The sequence below is a fragment of the Arthrobacter sp. A5 genome (assembly GCF_051131705.1).
Taxonomy (GTDB): Bacteria; Actinomycetota; Actinomycetes; order Actinomycetales; family Micrococcaceae; genus Arthrobacter_M.
Window position 1 is genome coordinate 2,256,741 of the sequence record NZ_CP180316.1, and the last position, 21,317, is coordinate 2,278,057.

Genomic DNA, 21,317 nt, shown 5'->3' on the forward strand with positions numbered 1-21,317 from the left:
GCGCAGGACACGCGCAAGGCGGGCCCCAACCTTCCGGTGGAACCCGCCTTTTTGTCAACGCCTGGACCCGGTGACGCTCCTGATCCGTCGCGCCTAGTGCGCGTGGTCTCCGCGGCTGTATTCGAAGACCCAGCCGACCAGCGCGATGACCGCAAGACCGCCGCCGATGAAGACGATCCAGAACCCCACGGCCATGCCGAGGAATCCGGCCGCACACGCCAAGCCAAGCACCAGGGGCCACCAGCTCCAGGGGCTGAAGTGCCCCTGTTCGCCGGAGCCTTCGTGAATCTCGGCGTCATTTCGGTCCTCGGGCCGCATCCCAACTCGTTTGGCGGTGAAGCGGAGATAGGAACCGATCATCCAAGCCAGACCGCCAACCAGGATGAGGGCCAGGAAGCCGACCGGCTCCTGCCACTTGACCAAGAAGCCGTAGACGACACCGACGAGGGCGAAAAAGTAACCGAGTGCTCCGAAGAGCCATGCTTCTACCTTCACTGCTCCGTATCCTTCTGATCAGCCGAACCCAGCACTGCGGCTAAGGGGCCGGGGGACGAGGGTGTGTGCTGCTGCGCCAGTTCCGGGTGATGCAGATCGAGAGCCGGACGCTCCGACCGGATGCGTGGCAGGGACGTGAAGTTGTGGCGCGGCGGAGGGCAGGACGTCGCCCACTCCAAGGAGGCACCAAAGCCCCACGGATCGTCCACTTCAACCCGCTTGCTGCTGCGCCAGGTGATGTAGACATTCCAGAAGAAGGGGATCATGGAGGCGCCGAGGACGAAGGAGGAGATCGTGGAGAACTGATTCATCCAGGTGAAGTTATCCTCCGGCATGTAGTCCGCGTACCGGCGCGGCATGCCAATCACGCCCAGCCAGTGTTGGATCAGGAAGGTGCCATGGAAACCCATGAAGAGCATCCAGAAGTGGATCTTGCCGAGCCGCTCGTTGAGCATCTTGCCCGTCCACTTGGGCCACCAGAAGTAGAATCCAGCGAACATCGCGAAGACCACGGTGCCGAATACAACGTAGTGGAAATGCGCCACCACGAAGTATGTGTCCGACACATGGAAGTCCAGCGGCGGAGAGGCCAGAATGATACCCGTCAGACCGCCGAACAGGAATGTCACCAGGAAACCAAGGCTCCACAGCATCGGCGTTTCGAACGTCAGCGAACCGCGCCAGAGCGTGCCTATCCAGTTGAAGAACTTCACACCTGTTGGGACCGCAATCAGCATGGTCATGAACGAGAAGAAGGGCAGCAGAACCGACCCAGTCACGTACATGTGGTGTGCCCACACCGTCACGGATAGCGCGGCAATGGCAATGGTCGCATAGACAATGCCCTTATAGCCGAAGATCGGTTTACGGCTGAAGACGGGGAAGATTTCCGACACGATCCCGAAGAACGGCAGGGCGATGATATAGACCTCAGGGTGCCCAAAGAACCAGAACAGGTGCTGCCAGAGCACGGCTCCGCCGTTTTCCGGATCAAAGATATGGGCACCGAACCGCCTGTCCGCGCCGAGTGCGAAGAGAGCTGCCGCCAGGGGCGGGAAGGCCATCATGACCAGGATGGCGGTGATCAGCGTATTCCAGGTGAAGATGGGCATCCGCCACATGGTCATACCTGGGGCACGCATGCAGATGATGGTCGTAATGAAGTTGACGGAGCCGAGGATGGTGCCGAACCCGGAAAGGGCGAGCCCGAAAACCCACAAGTCACCGCCGACGCCCGGGCTGAACGTCGTATTGGACAGCGGCGCGTAGGCGAACCAGCCGAAGGACGCAGCACCCTGCGGCGTGATAAAGCCCGACACCGCAATGGTGCTGCCGAAGAGGAAAAACCAGAAGGCCAAGGCGTTGAGGCGCGGGAAGGCAACGTCCGGCGCCCCAATCTGCAGCGGCATGATCACATTCGCGAAACCGGCGAAGAGGGGTGTGGCGAACATCAGCAGCATCACGGTGCCGTGCATGGTGAACAGCTGGTTGTACTGCTCTTTGGTCTGCAGAATCTGCATGCCCGGCTCAAACAGCTCGGCACGGATCAGCAGGGCCATCACGCCGCCCAGGCAGAAGAAGACGAATGATGCGATCAGGTACATGTACCCGATGGTCTTGTGGTCAGTTGAGGTGATCCAGTTGACGACGATGCGTCCTTTGGAAACCGGTACCACGCGCGGTGCCAGCGTTGCGGCCTCGGTCGCGGAATACTCGTAGGTCGACATTTTCCGCCCCCTTACTTTTGGTTCAGATTTGGATTGCGGTCGTACTTATTATCAAGCGTACCGGTGAAGCCGGCCGTTTTCAGGCTCGCTAAGTGCTGCTGGAAGTCCGTTTCGGAGACCACCTTGACGCGGAACAGCATTTCGGAGTGGTATTCACCGCAGAGTTCGGCGCACTTGCCGTCGTAGGTGCCGATCGCCGTGGGTGTAAGGGTCAGATAGTTCGTTTTGCCGGGAATGATATCCAGCTTGCGCAGGAAGGCCGGAACCCAGAACGAGTGGATCACGTCGCGCGAATTCAACTGCAGTTCCACCGATTTGTTCACCGGCAGGTACAGCGTGGGCAACGTGTTTTGGTCTACCGGGGATCCGTCCAGATGGATCTGGGTACCGCCCTCGTAGACGCTTTCCTTGATGTCGTTGCCCGAGATGTCGGGGCGTGAAACGTAGTTGAAGTCCCAGGACCACTGCTTGCCGCGCACATCGATGGTAACGGCCGGGGCGGGATCGCGGGCGTCAAGCGACTGCTGGTCCACGTCCGTGAAATAGAAGAACACCATCACCATGAACAGCGGAATGACCACGTAGAAGATTTCCAGCGGCAGGTTATAACTGATCTGTCGCGGGAAACCCACGGTATTCTTCCGCCGGCGATACGCAATAATGCACCAAATCATCAGGCCCCAAGTAATGAGACCGACAATCATGACCGTGATCCACGAATTGACCCACAGGTCTATAACCCGGCCGGTGTGGTTCGTGACATTACGCTGGGACGGCAACCAGCCGTTTTTCGACTCTGCGGTACATCCAGTCAAAGCCAACGCGCCAATGATGAGCAATCCGGTTATCGGAATGAACTTTGCACGTCGGCTGCCGGTACGGTCCTGCGAACTCACAGACGGCCCTTCCTCTTGGTGCTCCAAGCGGCATCCGGCCGCAGGTGCGAATCTTGGTTTACTACTCGTTGTAGAGCTTACCGCCCACGCACAGGAAAATGTGCATATGTCCCCCGTGGGTCGGCGCGGTTCGGCCAACGTTATGCCGCGACGCTCTTGAGCCTAGTAGTTTTTGCGGAGCACTGTGGTTCTGCCGGGCCGGGCGGGACATTAGTGGAATGAATCCCCGCAGGCGCAGGAACCGCCCGCATTCGGGTTATCAATGGTAAAGCCCTGCTTCGAGATGGTGTCCTCGAAGTCAATGGCGGCGCCGTCCAAATAGGGCACGCTCATTTTGTCGATGACAACTTCCACTCCGTCAAAGTCGCGGACGGCGTCGCCGTCGAGCAGCCGCTCATCGAAGTACAGCTGATAGATCAGCCCGGAGCATCCACCGGGCTGCACGGCTACCCGCAGACGCAGATCGGTGCGCCCTTCCTGCTCGAGCAGGCTGCGGACTTTGCCGGCGGCGACATCGGTGAGGTTCACACCGTGTACCTGCGGCTCCGTGGACAAATCTGAGGTGGTGGTCTCTTCGGGGGTCGTGGTGCTCATGGTTATTCCTAACGTGGGTGACTATTACATGCTACGTCCGGCGCTACACCGCCCGTAACCGTTGAAACCTGTTTTCTGCGCAATCTGTTCCCGTGGCGCCCTGTCCCGCGGGACCGCACCCCCCTTGCAGCGCCGGGCGCGGATCGCTTTACCGCTCCGGCCCGGCGATTCCTTGCTCCGCGCCGCTCACCGCTTCGCCATTAAGATTCGCCGTTTAGCGTCGCCAGCAGCAGCGCCTCGGCCAGAATGGCGTGTTCAAAATCCCCAAGGTGAAGCGACTCGTTCGCGCTGTGCGCCCTGGAATCCGGGTCCTCGACGCCGGTGATCAGGATCTGGGCGGCAGGAAACAACTCCTGCAGGTCAGGAATGAACGGGATGGAGCCGCCCATTCCGCTCTGCACCGGGCGGACCCCCCAAGATGTGCCCAGCACCCACAGTGCGTCCCGGGCCGCGGACCCCTCGGTGTCGGCGGCGAAGGCCTGGCCCTGCTCCCCCGGGGTGAAGGTCACCTGCGCACCGAAGGGTGCATGCTGGTCCAGATGACGGCGGACGGACTCCATGGCTTCCCCGGTGTCCTGCCCCGGCGCCAGCCGCAAACTGAACTTCGCCCGCGCCCACGGCAGCAGCGTATTCGAACTCAGGGCCACGGACGGCACGTCCATGCCGATGATCGACAAAGCGGGTTTCGTCCACAGCCGGGACGTTAGCGAACCCGTCCCGGCGAGCCGCACGCCCTTTAGTACGGAAGCGTCCGCCCGGAACGTTTCCTCCGGATAATCGACGTCGGTGTGGTCCACGGCGACAAGGCCCGCAATCGCGACCGAGCCGTCGTCGTCGTGCAAGGTGGCAATCAACCGTGACAGCAGGGTGGGCGCATCCAGCACCGGACCGCCGAACATGCCCGAATGTACGGCGTGTTCGAGCACGCGGACCTCGATGGTCCCGTCCACCAGCCCGCGCAGACTGGTTGTCAGGGACGGGACGCCCACCGCCCAGTTCCCAGAATCCGCCACGACGATCACATCGGCCCGGAGCTCGTCCTGATAGGTCTCCAGGAAGGTCCGGAACGTGGGCGAACCCGCCTCTTCCTCGCCCTCGATGAACAAGGTGACACCCAGCCCGAAATCATCCCCCAGGACCTCGCTCACTGCCCGAAGCGCGCCGATGTGCGCCAGAATTCCGGCCTTGTCATCCGCGCTTCCCCGGCCAAAGAGCCGGCCGTCCCGCTCCACGGCGGTAAACGGCGGGGAGTCCCACAGCGCGGCCTCGCCGGGCGGCTGCACATCGTGATGGGCGTACAGCAGGATGGTTGCTTTGCCCGGCAGCGGTGGGCGGCGGGCGACGACGGCGGGTCCACCGGCGGTCCCGTCCGCCTTGGGAACGCGCAGAACGCGGACGTCCTCCAGGCCGGACGAACGGATCAGGGCGGCGACGGCCGCGGCACTGCGGTCAAGTTCCGCGGGATCAAAGGCATCCCAGGCGATGCCGGGGATGCCGACCAGATCCACCAGCTTCGCCACGGTGGCCCGGAAGTCCCGCTTGACGCTGCCGCGCAGGGCGTCGACGTCGACCCCAGGGCGGCTTGCGGTGGCCGCCACTGCTTCGGTCGGGATATTCGAATCGGTCGTTTCGGGATCTTCATTCATGAGCGCCACCCTACCCGGGCCCGATAGGGCGGCCAAGATGGGCGCAGCCGGGCGTCGTCCGCCTGGCCGTCAACCCCCGGGGCGTAAGCAGGGTATTCTAAGGTGGTGTTTGGACGTAAAAAAGATGCCCCCTCAGCCCAGTCCGTCGCCGATGAACTCGCTGCGCAGGCAGCCGCCCGGCCGACCAACCCGCAGGCGGCCAAAGGCACGCCCACTCCGACCCGTAGGGAAAGGGAAGCCGCCAACCAGCGTCCGCTCGTTCCCAACGACCGCGGGGCGGCGAAGGTGGCCCAGCGCGACGCCCGCAGGGAAGATCAAGCCCGGATGCGCCGCGCCCTGGACACCGGTGAAGAGCGTTTCCTGCCGGTCCGCGACAAGGGCCCGCAGAAGCGCTTTGCGCGCGATTTCGTGGATTCACGTTTCAGCCTCGGTGAATATGTGATGTTCGCGGCGCTTGCCATTGTGATCTTGTCCCTGGTGATTCCGGTGACCAGCAATACGCAGATCATCGTGTTCGGCATCTTCTGGGTCATGGTGCTTGCCGTGGCCGTCGATTCGGTGTTCCTCTCCCGCAAACTCAAGCGGCGGCTCCGCGAGAAGTTCGGTTCCGTTGATTCCGGGGTCACCTGGTATGGCACCATGCGCTCATTGCAGTTCCGGCGGCTGCGGCTGCCCAAACCACTGGTCAAGCGCGGCCAAGCGGTTAAATAGGGTCAAGAGGTTAAATTAGGTTCCGCCTAAAGGGGCCCGATACTCCGGCGGCTGTCCCTATCCGACACGTATCGTCCGAGTAACTTGTAACGGTCCGCTGTCACGTCGGCGACAAAATCCCGGCGAGAATGACCCGCCGTTCCCGGTAGCGGATGGCCAGCGGGAAATCTTCGGTATACCCATTCCCGCCCAGGCATCCCGCGGCCTCATGCGGGTGGTTCGGCCCGCGTTTGCAGACCCAGAACTTGGCGACCGCCGTCGCAAGGCGACGGAACGCGCGTTCGGTGGGGCCGCCGTCGTCGATAAGGGCCCGCATCAGGCGCATGCTTACCACGGCCCTAGCGGCCTCTGACTCCAGCGCCACGCCGCGGCCCGTGCGGTCGTCGCGGCCGCGCCGGGGTCGGCCCACGCCGACGTATGCGCGCCGGCGGCCACGGCCTGGCGATGATGCGCTGGTAGGACGAGTGGTGCTCCACTTCGTCAATCCGCCGCCCGTATTTGCTGTACTCGGTCAGCGGGACGTTCGCCGTAAACTCGTTGATTGTCCACCCGCGGCGGCGGCTGGTTGAAGACCAGTCGGGTTGGCCCGGGCGGTTGCATCGCGGAAACCGTGGCGAAGGGTCGGCATCGGTGGCGGTCATGGGTCGACGTTACGCCGCCGACTCCAGCGCCGGGTCCAAAATGAACAACGAGGTCCTGTCCGTGGGCACTCAACGCGGAGAAAAGCCAGGGGCGGTATGTCCGTGTTCCTTTCGGCCGTGGGCCCGGTCCTCCCGGGGCTGGCTGGGTCACTGGAATAGGCGCAGCATCAGCGCCCCATCATGCGGCGCAATCGTACTGTTCGCCGGTATCGTCGCCGGAGGATGCGCTAGCCGCTAGGCTTGCCGGATGGAATACCGATACCTTGGCCGGTCCGGCCTGAAAATCACCGAAATCACGTACGGCAACTGGCTCACGCACGGTTCCCAGATCGAGAACGACGTCGCGGCCTCGTGTGTGCAGGCGGCACTGGATGCCGGCATCAGCACGTTTGATACCGCCGATGCTTACGCCAACGGCGCCGCCGAGGAAGTCCTCGGCACAGCGTTGAAAGGCCAGCGGCGGGAATCACTGGAAGTCTTCACGAAGGTCTACTGGCCGGTGTGGCCTAAGGGCCCGAACGACACCGGGCTGTCCCGGAAGCACATTATGGAGGGCATCAATGGCTCTCTGCGCCGCCTCCAGATGGACTACGTGGATCTCTATCAGGCCCACCGCTATGACCATGAGACACCCTTGGAAGAGACCATCCAGGCCTTTGCCGACGTCGTCCGTGCCGGCAAGGCGCTGTACATCGGCGTATCCGAATGGTCCGCACAGCAGCTGCGCCATGGCCAGGCACTCGCCAAAGAGGCAGGATTCGCCATCGTGTCCAATCAGCCGCAGTACTCTGCGCTGTGGAGGGTGATCGAGGCCGAGGTGGTTCCGGCGTCGAAGGAGCTGGGCATCTCACAGGTCGTCTGGTCGCCGATGGCACAGGGAGTGCTATCCGGAAAGTATCTGCCGGGCCAGCCGGCTCCGGAGGGGTCCCGGGCCACCGATGAAAAGGGCGGCCAAAACACGATCTCCGGATTCATGGCCGACGATGTGCTCACCCGGGTGCAGAAGCTGCGGCCGATCGCCGATGAACTGGGGCTGAAGATGTCCCAGCTTGCCATTGCCTGGGTGCTGGCGAATCCGAATGTCGCAACGGCACTGGTCGGGGCGTCGCGTCCGGAGCAGGTGGCCGAGAATGTAAGGGCCTCCGGGGTGAAGATCCCTGCGGAGCAGATGTCCCGCATCGACGACGCCCTCGGCACCAGCGTGGAGCGGGATCCGGCCAAGACCCAAAGCCCCGGGACGCGCGTGGCTTAAAATCTCCGCTTCCGTGCGGCAAGCTGCTTGTTGATCCTGGCCGCCCAGAACGGACCCTCGTAGAGAAACGCCGTATAGCCCTGAACCAGTGAAGCGCCGGCATCCAGCCGCTCCTGCACCTCGTGGGCGTTCTCCACTCCCCCCACCGAAATCAGGGTCAGGCGTTCCCCCGCCGCTGCCTTCACACGTTTAAGCACGCCCAGTGAGCGCTGTTTAAGCGGCGCTCCGGAGAGGCCGCCGGCCCCGCAGTCGGCAACCTTCGCCGAGCCGGAGATCAGGCCGGCGCGGGCTATCGTGGTGTTGGTGCAGATGATGCCGTCGAGCTGCAGATCAAGCGCCAACCGCGCCACGTCGTCAATGTCCTCATCGGAGAGGTCCGGGGCAATCTTCACCAGCAGCGGCACATGCCGGCCGGCCGCTCCGTCCGCCGCCTCCCGCACGCCCACCAGCAACGGCCGCAGCGATTCAACATTCTGCAACAGCCGAAGCCCGGGCGTATTCGGTGAGCTGACGTTAACCACCAGATAATCCGCCGACGGCGCCATGGCGCGTGCGCTGATCAGGTAATCCTGCAGCGCGTCGGCGAGATCAACGTTCTTTGTCTTACCGATATTGACGCCGATCAACGGCCGCCGTGTGGGGTACCGTCGTTCCAGCCGGCGCCGCGCGGTCTTCAGCCGCGGCGCGACGGCCGCGGCGCCGTCGTTATTAAAGCCCATCCTGTTGATCACCGCACGGTCCTCAACCAGGCGGAAAAGCCGCGGCCGGGGGTTCCCGGGCTGCGCGGCCCCGGTGATGGTTCCGACCTCGATGTGGCCGAACCCCAGATCCGCGAGGGCCTCGATCCCGAGCCCTTCCTTGTCGAATCCGGCAGCCAGCCCAAACGGCGACGGAAAGGTCAGCCCCATGGCCTCCGTCTGCAGGGCAAGCGGCGGCCGGGTCAGGGCGCGCAGCACCGTCCCCGTACCCGCCGTATGGGCGGCTTTGATCAGGGAAAATCCGATTCTGTGGGCGCGTTCGGCGTCCATCCAGGAGAAGCAGACGCGGAAAAAGGTCGGGTAGAGGCGCATGGTTACCAGTTTTCCGTCTCCGGACGTCAACTCCAAACCGCTCGCCGCCGCGGCGTCCTTGCTGCTGCGCCGCTTGCTGCCGCGTGCTGCAGGAACGGGCTGCAGGAACGGGCATTAGCATTGCCCCATGGGTATCACCGAAGATGCGGGCGGTCTGCGTGCCGATGTCATAGTTCTCGGCGCAGGGCTGTCCGGACTTGTCGCGGCGGCAGAGGCTTACAACGCAGGCCGGTCGGTGCTCATTCTGGATCAGGAGCCGGAGGCTTCGCTGGGCGGCCAGGTGCATTGGTCCTTCGGCGGAATATTCCTGGTCGACTCCCCCGAGCAGCGGCACCTGGGGGTAAAGGACAGTAGGGAGCTCGCGCTGAATGATTGGATGGGTTCCGCTGCCTTCAATCGACCGGAGGACCATTGGGCGCGCGAATGGGCCAAGGCCTACGTCGACTTTGCCGCAGGGGAGAAACGGGCGTGGCTGCATTCCCTTGGTGTCCGGTTCTTCCCCTTGGTCCAGTGGGCCGAGCGCGGCGGCTACGATGCGCAGGGTCACGGAAACTCCGTTCCCCGCTTTCATGTGGTCTGGGGCACCGGTCCGGGCCTGGTGGAACCGTTCCTCAGCAAACTTGCCGAGGGAGTCACCGAGGGACGGGTGCGCTATGCGTTCCGGCATCGCGCTACCGCTCTGATAACAACGGGCACGACGCCGGCGGGCACGACGGCGGGGACGGTCACCGGCGTCCGCGGCGAAGTGCTGGAGACCTCGCCCGCGGACCGCGGCGGGAAAAGTTCGCGCAGAGTCATCGGAACTTTTACCGCCACCGGCCGGTCAGTGATCGTCAGCACCGGTGGAATCGGCGGCAACCATGACTTGGTCCGGCGGCAATGGCCAGGCGGCAGGGCTCCCGCATACATGATCGCCGGCGTCCCAGACTCGGTGGACGGCGCATTCCAGGACGCGGTTGCGGATGCCGGTGGCTCGATCATCAATACGGACCGGATGTGGCATTACCCCGAAGGAATCCACAACTACGACCCGGTCTGGCCGCGGCACGGTATCCGCATATTGTCCGGCCCATCCCCCCTGTGGCTCGATGCCACCGGCAAACGCTTGCCGGTGCCGCTGTTCCCCGGCTTCGATTCGCTCGGCGCCCTGCGCCACATTGTGGATACGGGTTTCTCACACTCCTGGTTCGTCCTGAACAAGACCATCATCAATAAGGAATTTGCGCTCTCCGGTTCGGAGCAGAACCCAGACCTCACGGGCCGTGACCTCATGCTGCTCGCCAAGCGGGCTCTGCCGGGATCGGTCGGCCCCGTGCAGAAATTCCTGGATCAAGGTGTGGACTTCGTCCAGGCCGGGAACGCGCAGGAACTGGCCGCGAAAATGAACACACTGACCGGCGAAGACCTGATCGACGGCCAGAAGCTTCATGACCTGATCGCAGCCCGGGACCTGCAGGTGCACAGTGGTCTCGGTAAGGACAGCCAGCTCAACGCGATCCGCGAGGCGCGCCGGTTTGCAACGGACAAGCTCATGCGGGTGGTGCCACCGCACGAGCTGCTGGCTTCCGAACACGGCCCGCTCATCGCCGTCAGGCTCTCCGTTTTGACGCGCAAGAGCTTGGGCGGGATCCAGACGGATCTGCAGTCCCGGGTTCTGACGGCGGCGGGCACGCCCGTCCCAGGCCTCTTCGCCGCCGGCGAGGCCGCCGGATTCGGCGGCGGCGGCGTGCACGGCTACCGCGCGTTGGAAGGGACGTTCCTGGGCGGCTGCCTCTTCTCCGGCCGCAGTGCAGGACGCACCGCTGCCGCGGGAGCGAGCTGACCAATGGCGGTAGAACAACGCTGGCGACCGGACGGCATCCTGGGCGAGGGATTCGAATCGACCGTGCTGGAAGCTTCCGCCATTGCTGTGGCCGGCGGCCGTCCGTGCGCCGGACCGAGGATCGCCACATTGATCCGTTACCTGCCGCCGTCCGACGGCGTGTCTTCGACCGGCTCGTCGTCGACTGTTGGGGGGACAGGCACCTCGCTGTTGTTTCTGCACGGCTGGAGCGACTATTTTTTCAACACGGACCTTGCCAGATTCTTCAGCGGTCTCGGTATTGCCTTTTATGCCCTCGACATGCACAACCACGGCCGGAGCCTGCGAAGCGGCGACCTCGGAGGGTTCGTCAGCGACCTGCGCGATTACGATCCCGAGCTGCGGCTTGCCCTGTCAGCCGTCGCCGCGGATACGAAAAGCCACGGCGCGACGGGGGAATCAGGTGGCACGACCGGCGAAACAGACGACGCCCCCGCAGAAAAGCAGGGATCCACCGGTACCTCTGCCGGCCCGCGGATTGCCCTGATGGGGCATTCCACGGCGGCTTGGTCGCGGCCCTCTGGGCCAGCCGTTTTCCGGGGACCGTGAGCCACCTCATCCTGAACAGCCCCTGGTTGGAGCTGCACGGCGGCCCCCTGGCGAGGCACGTGTTGTATGCCATGGTGGCACCGTTCGCGCGCCGTTGGCCGGAGCACCGGATGCGGCTGCCGGAGCGGAATTTCTACTGGCGCAGCATCAGCTCCGCCGCAGGCGGCGAGTGGGACCTGGACCAGGACATGCGGCCGCCCAAGGCCTTTCCGATCCGCGTTGGCTGGATGCACGCCATCCTCGCCGGTCACGCTCAGGTGGCCAAGGGGCTGCGAATCGAAGTGCCGGTCCTGGTCCTGATGTCCGCCCGCAGCATGAACGGTCCGTTCTGGAACGAACGCATGTACTCAGCCGACGTGGTGCTGGATACGCGGACCATGGCGGCCCGTGCACTGGGACTGGGAGCGAGCGTGAGCGTGGAAAAGATCGACGGCGGTCTCCATGACGTGCTGCTGTCCGGACAACCGGTGCGGGACCTGGCTTACGATCGCCTGCGGCGCTGGATCCTCGGCTATGTGATCGCCCAGGGCGGGGGCGTCGGAGAGCCGCCAGCGAAGGGAGGCGCCCAGTGAGGAAAGCAGGGCCGGCTGTAGCGGGCGCCCTCACGGAGGAACGGACCGGAAATGGCACGGGGGCTGGATCGAGGACTTCCTTGGACCGGAATTCCAACAGCTCAAGCTGGTGCTGGGGACTGATGAGGAGGGCCGGATCAGCGCCACGCTGATCCGGCCCTGCCCGCCAACCAGGGCGCGGCACGTCAGACATGGCGATCGTGAACGTCTCCGGCGCACTCGGAGGCGGCTCCGAACCATGTCGGCAGGTGGCGGAGCAGGTCGTTCTGGTTATCGCCGATCCATGCGACGTGGCCGTCCGGTCGGAGCAGGACCGCGGGCGCGTCCAGTTCCCCGCTGACGTCCGCGACGTGGTCGATCCGATCCCTCCATCCTGTCACGGAGAGTTCACCGGTCTGGTCCAGCAAGAGCCCGCGGCCTTCGCGAGTGAGCTCGTAGAGACGGCCCCGCGACAGAGGGATGTCGCGCAGTCGTCTGCCGAGCAGCTCGGGTCCTTCGCCGAAGTCGTAGCGGACCCCTATCGCGGTGATCTTCTCGGCCAGGAAACGGCTGACGTCCTCGAAGTCCATCAGCTCGGTCAGCAGCCGGCGCACGGCCTGCGGGCCGGGCTCGGGGGAGAGCAGCTCGCTCTGGGCGCGGGTGTTGGTCAGCACGTCTTCGGCGACCGGGTGACGCTCGGCGTAATAGCTGTCCAGCAGCCCGTCCGGTGCCCACCCGTTGACCTCGGCGGCGAGCTTCCAGCCGAGGTTGAAGGCGTCCTGGATGCCGAGGTTCAAACCCTGCCCTCCCAGCGGCGGGTGGACGTGCGCCGCGTCGCCGGCGAGGAGAACCCGGCCTACCCGGTATCGTTCGGCAAGCCGGGTGGCGTCGCTGAAACGGGACAGCGAGCGCGGTGAGTGGACGCCGAAGTCGGTGCCCGCGTAGACCCGCAGCTGCGTCCGGAACTCCTCCAGGGTCGGCGGGACGGAGCGATCTTCGGCCACGGCCGCCGCGGGCACGACGGCGCGGTACAGGCCGCTTCCGGCGGGGCCGAGGCCGAACCCCTTGTGGGTCTTGCGCACCTCGTCCACCACCTCGGCCAGCTCGTCCGGCGGGGCGGTCAACTCCACCTCGCCGAGGAGCCACTCGGTCTTGGCGGCCTCGCCGGGGAAGCCGACCCCGAGCAGTCTGCGCACCAGGCTGCGTCCGCCGTCGCAGCCGACCAGCCAGCGTGAGCGCAGCCGTGTGCCGTCGGCGAGCTCGACGCTCACCCCGTCCTCGTCCTGCTCGACACCTGTCACCTCGCACCCGCGGCGGATCTGTGCGCCGAGCTCGCCGGCACGCTCGGCCAGCAGGCGATCTGTGACCGGCTGGGGGATGCCGAGGACGTAGCCGTGTGCGGTGTCCAGGTTCGCCGGCCGGGGTTTGTCGATCGCGGCGAAGCGGCCGGCGCCGCCGGGATACTGCTGCCCGTGTGCGAGGAACCGGTCCAGCAGCCCGCGCTGGTCCATGATCTCGATGCTGCGCGGGTGCAGGCCGAGCGAGCGGACCGCCTTGCTCGGCTCCTCGTCCTTCTCCAGCACGAGCACGGCCACGTCGTGCAGCCGCAACTCGCTGGCCAGCATCATCCCCGTCGGGCCACCGCCGCTAATGATCACGTCGAACATGTGAAACCCCAATCCAAAAACTCACCTTCCGGCCTGTGGCTCCGAATCGCGGAATCGCCCGGAGCAGTCCCCCATTCCGCAGGTATTTCGTCTATTTTCTCCTCGGCCAACCATTCTGGTCGTTGGTAGGGGTCTTGCGGCAAACTGATGCGCGGTGTAGTCTCCCATCCAACCGGTGCGCCGTTTGATCTACCGGTTGTGGGCGTCTAACCGGTGTTTGTTGCGGCCGCATCCGCTGCGCCGCCGTACCGGCGGTCCCGGCGGGCGTACTCGTCCACCGCCTCCCAGAGCGTGAGCCGGTCCACGTCCGGCCAGAGCTTGTCCATGAAAACGAACTCTGCGTAGGCGGACTGCCAAAGCATGAAATTGGACAGCCGTTGTTCCCCGCTCGAGCGCAGGAACAGATCAACGTCGGGCACATCGGGGGCGTACATGAAGCGTTGGATGGTCTTTTCAGTGATCGAGCGCGGACTGAGTTTCCCGGCCGACACCTGCTCGGCGATGGCTGTCACGGCGTCGGCGATCTCCGCCCGGCCACCATAGTTGACGCACATGGTCAGCGTCACCGTGTCATTGTCCCGGGTCCGCTCCTGGGCCACCTCGAGTTCCTTAATCACCGAGCCCCACAGCCGTGGTTTCCGGCCCGCCCAGCGCACCCGCACTCCCCAAGCGTCCAGCTGGTCGCGTTGCCGGCGCAGCACATCTTTGTTGAATCCCATCAGGAACCGGACTTCCTCCGGCGAACGCTTCCAGTTTTCGGTGGAAAACGCATACACGCTGACGTACTTGATGCCCATTTCAATGGCCCCGGCCATCACATCCAACAGGGCCGGCTCCCCCGCCTTATGTCCTTCAATGCGGGGCAGCCCGCGCTGATTGGCCCAGCGCCCGTTCCCGTCCATCACGATGGCCACGTGGGCGGGCACCAACTCCGCCGGCACCGCCGGCATGGCCGCACCGGAGGGATGCGGCCACGGTGCGACGACGGCGGGCTTAGCCGGGTTCCTGGAGCTTCGGGTCCTGTGGGAGGAAGGCTGGGCCAAGGTTACGCACGCTCCACGAGTTTGAGGGAGCGCACGGTGCGCTCCAGATGCCATTGCAAATAGACCGCCACCAGCCCGGCTGCTTCCCGCCGGTGCTGCGGCGCCGAGGCATCCGCCGTCGGCCATTGGCCCGACAGCAGCGCCGCCAGCAGCAGCATTGTCTCCGGGGCCGGCGACGGCGAGCCGGGCGGGCGGCAGTCGTGACAGACCGCCCCGCCCAATCCGGCGGAAAAGGCCCCATGCGGGCCGGCGGCACCGCAGCGCGCACAGTCGGTGAAACTCGGTGCCCAGCCGCCGGTAGCCAGCGCGCGCAGCAGGTATGAATCCAGAATCAGCGCCGGGGCATGGTCCCCGCGGCTCAGTGTGGCCAGGGCCCCGACAAGCAGCAGGTACTGCGCGGTGGCTGCCTCTGAGTCCACGTCGGTCAGCCGCTCGGCCGTTTCGGCCATCACGGCGGCCACCGTGTACCGGTCGTAGTCTGCAACAATCCCGCTCCCGTAGGAGCCCTTGGACACGGCCTGCGTGACGATGTCCAGGCTGCGGCCGGAAACGAGCTGCAGATCGGCCACCATGAACGGCTCCAGCCGGGCGCCGAATTTACTGTTGGTCCGGCGGACGCCCTTGGCCACCGCCCGGACCTGACCATGGTGCCGGGTTAGCAAGGTGATGATGCGGTCCGCCTCGCCGAGTTTGTGTGTCCGGAGCACGACGGCGTCGTCCCGGTAGGTGCGCGCGGCAAAAGAGTTTCTGGACACTCAGCCATTGTCCCACCGGTGCGCCTGTCCGGCGTGCAGGCGGAGCCGGCGGGGCATGCCCTACGGGCACGTTACGCAGGACACGCTCTATGGGATGCTGATCAGCCGGGGGCGGTGGCAATGGCGGGCCCCCGGCCGGCGGCTCAGCCCTGGCTGTCCCGGATGGCGCGGTTGACGGCGGAGATCACGGCCTTCAGGGACGACAGGGAGGTGTTGGAATCGATTCCGACGCCCCACAACACCCGCTCTCCCACGGCGCACTCAACGTAGGCCGCGGCTCGGGCATTGCCGCCTTCGCTGAGCGCGTGTTCGGAGTAGTCCAGCACCCGGACATCCACACCGTCATCATGCAGGATGGACAGCAGTGCGGCGATCGGACCGTTGCCGGTACCCGAGCGGCGGTGCGGCACGCCGTCTATGGTCATATTCGCGGTCAGGGTGATCTGTGAGTCGTCGTCGGTCCGGGTGGTCAGCGGCCCCAGCGTGTAGCGCCCCCACTGGTTCGCGCCGCCGTCGTCGGCCGGCAGGTACTCGTCCATAAAGGTAGCCCACAGCTGCGCGGCGCTGACTTCCCCCCCCACGGTATCGGTCCGCTTCTGGATGACCCCGGAAAACTCGATCTGCGCACGACGAGGCAGGTCCAGGCTGTGCTCATTTTTCAGCAGATAGGCCACTCCGCCCTTGCCGGACTGGGAGTTCACCCGGATCACGGCTTCGTAGCTGCGGCCCAGGTCCTTTGGATCCACCGGGAGGTACGGCACCTCCCACGTCACATCCTGCACATCTTTGCCTGCTGCCATGGCGTCGTGCTCCAGCGCTTCGAAACCCTTTTTTATGGCATCCTGATGCGAGCCCGAGAAGGCGGTAAAGACCAGATCTCCGCCGTAGGGCACCCGTTCGCCCACGGGCAGCTGGTTGCAGTACTCGACAGTGCGGCGGATTTCATCGATGTTGGAGAAATCGATCATCGGATCGACGCCCTGGCTGAACATGTTCAGGCCCAGCGTCACCAGGTCAACGTTGCCGGTGCGCTCTCCATTGCCGAACAGGCAACCCTCGATCCGGTCAGCGCCGGCCAGATAGCCCAGCTCGGCCGCCGCCACGCCGGTGCCGCGGTCGTTATGCGGATGCAGGGACAGGATGATGCCCTCGCGGGGATGCAGATTGCGGCTCATCCACTCAATGGAATCCGCGTAGACGTTGGGAGTAGCCATCTCGACCGTGGCCGGCAGATTGATAATAACCTGGCTGTCTGCGGATGCTTCGAAGACATCCGCGATGGCGTTGCAGACCCGTACGGCATACTCCGGCTCGGTGCCGGTAAAAGACTCGGGCGAGTATTCGTAAGTGATCAGCGTGTCCGTGAGGGATTCTTCGTATTTCCTGCACAGCCTGGCCCCCTGCAGGGCAATGTCCAGTATGCCGTCCTGATCCTGGTTGAAAACCACGCGGCGCTGCAGGACCGAGGTTGAGTTGTACAGGTGAACGATGGCCGCCCGCGCGCCGATCAGGGACTCATAGGTCCGCTCGATCAGGTGCTCGCGCGCCTGGGTCAGGACCTGGATGGTGACATCGTCGGGAATGTGACCGCCCTCAATGAGCTGGCGGACAAAGTCAAAGTCCGTCTGGGAGGCCGAGGGGAAGCCAACCTCAATCTCTTTGTATCCCATGCTGACCAGCAGCTGGAACATCTTCAGCTTGCGGGCCGGACTCATCGGATCAATCAGGGCCTGGTTCCCGTCACGCAGATCCACAGCGCACCAGCGCGGGGCCTTGCTGATGATCTTGTCCGGCCACGTCCGGTCCGGCAGATCGACGTTGATCTGCCGCTGAAAGGGAATGTAACGGTGGACCGGCATTCCGGAGGGCTTTTGTGCGTTTCGCATCGGTGTCGCCTATTCTGTTCGCTCTGAAGGGAGGTCGACCGGGGCAACGCAAACACCGCAGCGAGGGATCGGCCGCCCGAACTGCCGACCGGACGCCTTGGGAACAGACGTTCAGGACAACGGGTATGTGGCCTCGCCGCGGCAACTAAGAAGGAGCTTTCCAGTGCGCACATTTTTACCCTAACACGGTGCATGGGATGATGGTGAACCAGCCCGCCCGCTGCAATCCGTGAGCACTTGGGAACACTCCAGCGGCGGATCCACCCAGTACAGAAGGCAGATGGCCGATGACCATTCCGGGAACACAGCAAGCCGGCACCAGCCGAAGCGGGATCAACCTCGGGAACATAGACCCGACGGTACGGCCGCAGGACGATCTCTACCGGAGGGTGAACGGCGGGTGGCTGGACCGGGAGACCATACCCGCGGACCGTGCCCAGACGGGTTCCTTTGTTTCGCTGCGGGACGACGCGGAAGCCGCCGTCCGCGGCATTATCGAAGAAGCGGCCGCGGTGCGCGAGGCTGCCGCCGATCCCGCCCCGGCCGGGGCCCAGCCGCTCCAGGACAAGATCGGCGGCCTGTACGCCAGTTTCATGGACTTCGATGCCATTGAGTCCGCGGGTGCCGCTCCGCTGTCGCCCCGGCTGGCGTCCGTTTTTGGCACCGGCAGCACGGATGAGCTGATTGCCGTCATGGGCCGGCTCGACCGCACCGGCAATGCCGGTCTTTTCGGTGGCCATGTCAGCAATGACGCCGGGAATCCGCAGCGCTGCCTGCTGCATCTGTACCAGAGTGGCCTCGGGCTGCCGGACGAATCGTATTACCGCGAGGAGAAGTACGCCGCCATCCGGGCCGCCTACGTACCGCACATCCAGAGAATGTTCACATTGGCGGGTGTCCCGGATGCCGCCGCCGCGGCCGGGCGGGTGATGGCGCTGGAGACGGAGATCGCCGCGGCGCACTGGGACAAGGTGACCATGCGGGACCCGCAGAAGACCTACAACCTGACGACCCGCGCCGAGGCTCTGGCACTGTTTCCGGCCCTGGAGGTGTGGTTCGCCGGGATGCAGCTGCCGGCGGACAAAACGGGCGAACTCGTCATCCTCACTCCCGGATTTTTTGCCGGGGCGTCCGGGCTGCTGGTGGAGGACAGGTTGGGCGACTGGCAGGAATGGCTGGCCATGCGCGTCATCTCCGGAGCCGCTCCTTATCTCTCCAGCGGATTCGTGGACGCCAACTTCGCATTCTACGGCACCACCATCAGCGGCACCGAGGAGATACGGGAGCGCTGGAAGCGTGGGGTCGCGTTGGTGGAGGGGTCATTGGGTGAGGCCGTCGGCCAGATCTATGTGGCACAACATTTCCCGGAAACCCACAAGGTTCGGATGGAGGTGCTGGTGGCCAATCTGATTGAGGCATACCGGCAGAGCATCACGGCCCTCGGCTGGATGAGTGCGGAAACCAAAGCGCGCGCGCTGGAGAAGCTTGCCGCGTTCACGCCCAAGATCGGATATCCGGACAAGTGGCGCGACTATTCCGCTTTGGCCATCGATGCCGGTGATTTGACCGGCAACCTGGAACGCAGCAACGAGTTTGAGCTGGAACGCCAGTTGGCGAAGATCGGCGCCCCCATCGACCGCAGCGAATGGTTGATGACCCCGCAGACGGTGAACGCCTACTACAATCCCACCATGAATGAGGTGGTGTTCCCGGCCGCAATCCTGCAGCCCCCGTTCTTTGACGCGGCCGCGGACGATGCCGCCAATTACGGAGGCATCGGAGCCGTCATTGGCCATGAAATAGGACACGGCTTTGACGACAAGGGTTCACAGTTTGACGGCGCCGGCGCCTTGCGTAACTGGTGGAGCGACGACGACCGGAAGGCCTTTGATCTGCTGACGTCAAAGCTGGTGGACCAGTACAGCGTGCTCAGTCCCGACGCCGCGCCGGGTCAATTTGTCAACGGTGAACTGACGCTGGGTGAAAACATTGGCGATCTGGGTGGCCTGACGATCGGACACAAGGCCTATCTGCTGAGCTTGGACGGCACTGAACCACCGGTGCTGGAAGGCATGACAGGAGCGCAGCGCTTCTTCTTCTCCTGGGCCGAATGCTGGCGCAGCAAAATCCGACCCGAAGAAGCCCTGCGGCGGCTGGCCATCGATCCGCATTCCCCCGCGGAGCTACGCTGCAACGCCGTGGTGCGCAATCTGGATGCGTTTTATGATGCGTTCGACGTTACCGGAGCGGACCTGCTGTGGCTGGATCCCGCAGACCGCGTAAGTATCTGGTAGCAACTGCCGGCGGCCCCGGCAGTCAGTCCTGCGGGTACATATCCGGGTTGACCGTCAGGCACTTCCCGGACTGATCCGCCGTGCTGGCCACGATATCCGGTGGGAGAGCCGATTGACCATATGCCGTTCCGGAAGCAAAATCAGACCCGGCATTGAGCCGGACACCGCTGACTCCGGGGGAAGCCACCAATGCGCTGGCGGGAATCCGGAACAACGCGGCAACGTCCGTGGCCACGTCCTGGAACCCGTTTCCGTAGCTGATGGTCGTGGCCGCGGCGGTGGCCGCCGTGCTTTGGCCCAGATCGGTATAGCCGGCCGCGGTCAGCGCGGCCAGCAGTTCGGTGTTGCGGTCAGCCGCTCCGCTGGCATTGACAACCGTGACCGGCTGGATGGTCTTGTCGTATGCCGGAACCGGGGCGGCCGCCGTCGCCGGCGCGGTGGTGGGCTGGGCCGGCGGCGCACTGGTGCTGGGGCTTGAGCCGCCGGTCAGGTCGGTTCCTTTCCGCAGTGCGGTGAACAGGTCACTGGCCGCCGGCTGCGATAGGATATTCCGATTTTCGTCCGCAGGGAAAGGTACCCACGGTGCCGTGACAAAGGCCACCTTGGTCAGATCGATGTTCTTGAGCCGATTGGCGATGGCGACCATCGAGGGGATGTTGGCCAGGCCACTGTCAATGGTGAGGTTTTTCGTGATCGCGTCCGCAATGTTGTAGACCTTCGGCAGATCGCTCAGCGTACCGTCGCTCTTGATCTTGCGGATCATGGAACCCAGGAAGTACTGCTGGGCCTGGATCCGGGCAATGTCGCTGGCGTCGCCGAACGAATGTCTGGTCCGCAGGAAGGCCAGGGCTTGCTCCCCCTGCACCAGGCTTTTTCCGGCCGGAAGAACCAGCCCGGAACCGTTGACGTCGTTCACCGAATGATCAACGCAGACCTCGACGCCGCCAATCACATTGGACAGATCCTTTACCGCGGTGAAATCGGCCAGCATGAAGTGGTCAATGTTCAGGCCCGTGAGTTGGTTGATCGCCGCGACTGTGCAGCCCGGGCCGCCCTGGCTCAGCGCGCTGTTCAGCTGTCCCAGCTCCTGCGCAGGGTATTGCTCTCCGGTTTTGGGATCTTTGCAGGCAGGAATCGGCACCATGAGGTCACGTGGAAAGCTGACCACGCTGACCTCTCGGTTGCCCTTGGAGATGTTCATCAGCATCATGACGTCGGAATGGCCGTAGCCGGTGGCGTCGGCGGTCGTCCCGTACCCGCCATTCGCGCCATCGCGGGTGTCCGTGCCCAGAATCAGGATCTGCAGATCGTCCTTGTTGTTGTCAGCGGCGGCGGCCGTGCTGGCGCCCGGACCCAGATTCAGCTCCGCGACCTGGACATTATTCTGCAGGCGCATCACCAGAATGCCGGCGACGGACACGACGCCCACCATGACGACGGCGACGGCGACGGCCGTTATTTTCATCCAGAGCGTCGCCCGCCGGTGGGCCCGGAAGTGCCGGCCGGTCCCGGTGACAGCGACCGCCCCACCGGCGGCAGCGGTCCGGGGAGTCCCCTGACGGCCGGCATCAGCACCCTTCTGGGTACGACGTCGCGCCATTGATAAACCTTCCGTAGACGATAAAGACTCCGATAAGTCTAAGGGCACTGGCTGTAAGCTACCTTTGACCGGTCTGTGC

At 64.5% G+C, this 21,317-nt stretch carries 18 protein-coding genes; 6 read left to right on the forward strand and 12 right to left on the reverse strand.

The window, feature by feature from the left end; translation table 11 throughout:
• Positions 1–93 precede the first annotated feature (93 nt).
• The 5 genes from ACLLJI_RS10605 to ACLLJI_RS10625 all read right to left on the reverse strand — a co-directional run bounded on the left by ACLLJI_RS10605 (position 94) and on the right by ACLLJI_RS10625 (position 5,358).
• Complete coding sequence (locus ACLLJI_RS10605; protein WP_283561325.1) at positions 94–495, reverse strand: cytochrome c oxidase subunit 4; 402 nt, start codon at positions 493–495, stop codon at positions 94–96.
• Positions 492–2,222, reverse strand: coding sequence for an aa3-type cytochrome oxidase subunit I (gene ctaD, locus ACLLJI_RS10610; protein ID WP_283561326.1), 1,731 nt, complete (start codon positions 2,220–2,222; stop codon positions 492–494). Before ctaD ends, ACLLJI_RS10605 begins: the two co-directional genes overlap by 4 nt.
• 11 nt (positions 2,223–2,233) lie before the next feature.
• Positions 2,234–3,118, reverse strand: coding sequence for an aa3-type cytochrome oxidase subunit II (ctaC, locus tag ACLLJI_RS10615; protein WP_434612142.1), 885 nt, complete (start codon positions 3,116–3,118; stop codon positions 2,234–2,236).
• 210 nt (positions 3,119–3,328) lie between these two features.
• Positions 3,329–3,712 (reverse strand): HesB/IscA family protein, encoded by a 384-nt coding sequence (locus tag ACLLJI_RS10620; RefSeq protein WP_283561328.1) that lies wholly within the window; start codon positions 3,710–3,712, stop codon positions 3,329–3,331.
• A 200-nt stretch (positions 3,713–3,912) separates the two neighbouring features.
• Positions 3,913–5,358, reverse strand: a complete 1,446-nt coding sequence (locus tag ACLLJI_RS10625; protein ID WP_434612145.1) for a dipeptidase — start codon at positions 5,356–5,358, stop codon at positions 3,913–3,915.
• 105 nt (positions 5,359–5,463) lie between these two features.
• Between ACLLJI_RS10625 and ACLLJI_RS10630 the strand changes: the two genes are divergently transcribed.
• Positions 5,464–6,069, forward strand: coding sequence for a DUF3043 domain-containing protein (locus ACLLJI_RS10630; RefSeq protein ID WP_434621419.1), 606 nt, complete (start codon positions 5,464–5,466; stop codon positions 6,067–6,069).
• A 100-nt stretch (positions 6,070–6,169) separates the two neighbouring features.
• Here the strand turns inward: ACLLJI_RS10630 and ACLLJI_RS10635 are convergent, their stop codons facing one another.
• The gene (locus ACLLJI_RS10635) at positions 6,170–6,385 is read right to left on the reverse strand and encodes a hypothetical protein (RefSeq protein ID WP_283561330.1); all 216 of its coding nucleotides are present in this window, start codon (positions 6,383–6,385) and stop codon (positions 6,170–6,172) included.
• Between the two features lie 572 nt (positions 6,386–6,957).
• On the opposite strand from ACLLJI_RS10635, the gene ACLLJI_RS10640 reads away from it, so the two are divergent.
• A complete protein-coding gene (locus ACLLJI_RS10640) occupies positions 6,958–7,962 on the forward strand; it encodes an aldo/keto reductase family protein (RefSeq protein ID WP_434612147.1) in 1,005 nt (334 codons plus the stop codon).
• Here the strand turns inward: ACLLJI_RS10640 and ACLLJI_RS10645 are convergent.
• On the reverse strand, positions 7,959–9,032 hold the full coding sequence (locus ACLLJI_RS10645; RefSeq protein ID WP_434612149.1) for a quinone-dependent dihydroorotate dehydrogenase: 1,074 nt from the start codon (positions 9,030–9,032) through the stop codon (positions 7,959–7,961). The genes ACLLJI_RS10640 and ACLLJI_RS10645 overlap by 4 nt on opposite strands.
• Before the next feature lie 127 nt (positions 9,033–9,159).
• Between ACLLJI_RS10645 and ACLLJI_RS10650 the strand changes: the two genes are divergently transcribed.
• The 3 genes from ACLLJI_RS10650 to ACLLJI_RS10660 are packed head-to-tail and all read left to right on the forward strand — an operon-like array spanning position 9,160 to position 12,014.
• On the forward strand, positions 9,160–10,854 hold the full coding sequence (locus tag ACLLJI_RS10650) for an FAD-binding dehydrogenase (protein WP_434612151.1): 1,695 nt from the start codon (positions 9,160–9,162) through the stop codon (positions 10,852–10,854).
• Positions 10,855–10,857: 3 nt separating this feature from the next.
• Positions 10,858–11,442, forward strand: coding sequence for a hypothetical protein (locus tag ACLLJI_RS10655; RefSeq protein WP_434612154.1), 585 nt, complete (start codon positions 10,858–10,860; stop codon positions 11,440–11,442).
• The gene (locus ACLLJI_RS10660) at positions 11,439–12,014 is read left to right on the forward strand and encodes a hypothetical protein (RefSeq protein ID WP_434612156.1); all 576 of its coding nucleotides are present in this window, start codon (positions 11,439–11,441) and stop codon (positions 12,012–12,014) included. The genes ACLLJI_RS10655 and ACLLJI_RS10660 overlap by 4 nt, the downstream gene beginning before the upstream one ends.
• 185 nt (positions 12,015–12,199) lie before the next feature.
• Here the strand turns inward: ACLLJI_RS10660 and rox are convergent, their stop codons facing one another.
• The 4 genes from rox to leuA all read right to left on the reverse strand — a co-directional run bounded on the left by rox (position 12,200) and on the right by leuA (position 17,344).
• A complete protein-coding gene (gene rox, locus ACLLJI_RS10665) occupies positions 12,200–13,660 on the reverse strand; it encodes a rifampin monooxygenase (protein ID WP_434612158.1) in 1,461 nt (486 codons plus the stop codon).
• A 206-nt stretch (positions 13,661–13,866) separates the two neighbouring features.
• Positions 13,867–14,703 (reverse strand): isoprenyl transferase, encoded by an 837-nt coding sequence (locus ACLLJI_RS10670; RefSeq protein WP_434612160.1) that lies wholly within the window; start codon positions 14,701–14,703, stop codon positions 13,867–13,869.
• 2 nt (positions 14,704–14,705) lie between these two features.
• Complete coding sequence (gene recO / locus ACLLJI_RS10675; RefSeq protein ID WP_434612162.1) at positions 14,706–15,458, reverse strand: DNA repair protein RecO; 753 nt, start codon at positions 15,456–15,458, stop codon at positions 14,706–14,708.
• A 143-nt stretch (positions 15,459–15,601) separates the two neighbouring features.
• Positions 15,602–17,344: a 2-isopropylmalate synthase gene (gene leuA / locus ACLLJI_RS10680; protein WP_434612164.1), complete on the reverse strand. Its 1,743-nt coding sequence runs from the start codon at positions 17,342–17,344 to the stop codon at positions 15,602–15,604.
• A 287-nt stretch (positions 17,345–17,631) separates the two neighbouring features.
• Here leuA and ACLLJI_RS10685 point away from each other — a divergent pair, with 287 nt between their 5' ends.
• Positions 17,632–19,638, forward strand: a complete 2,007-nt coding sequence (locus tag ACLLJI_RS10685) for a M13 family metallopeptidase (protein WP_434612166.1) — start codon at positions 17,632–17,634, stop codon at positions 19,636–19,638.
• A 22-nt stretch (positions 19,639–19,660) separates the two neighbouring features.
• Here the strand turns inward: ACLLJI_RS10685 and ACLLJI_RS10690 are convergent, their stop codons facing one another.
• Positions 19,661–21,238: an LCP family protein gene (locus tag ACLLJI_RS10690; RefSeq protein WP_434612168.1), complete on the reverse strand. Its 1,578-nt coding sequence runs from the start codon at positions 21,236–21,238 to the stop codon at positions 19,661–19,663.
• Positions 21,239–21,317 lie beyond the last annotated feature (79 nt).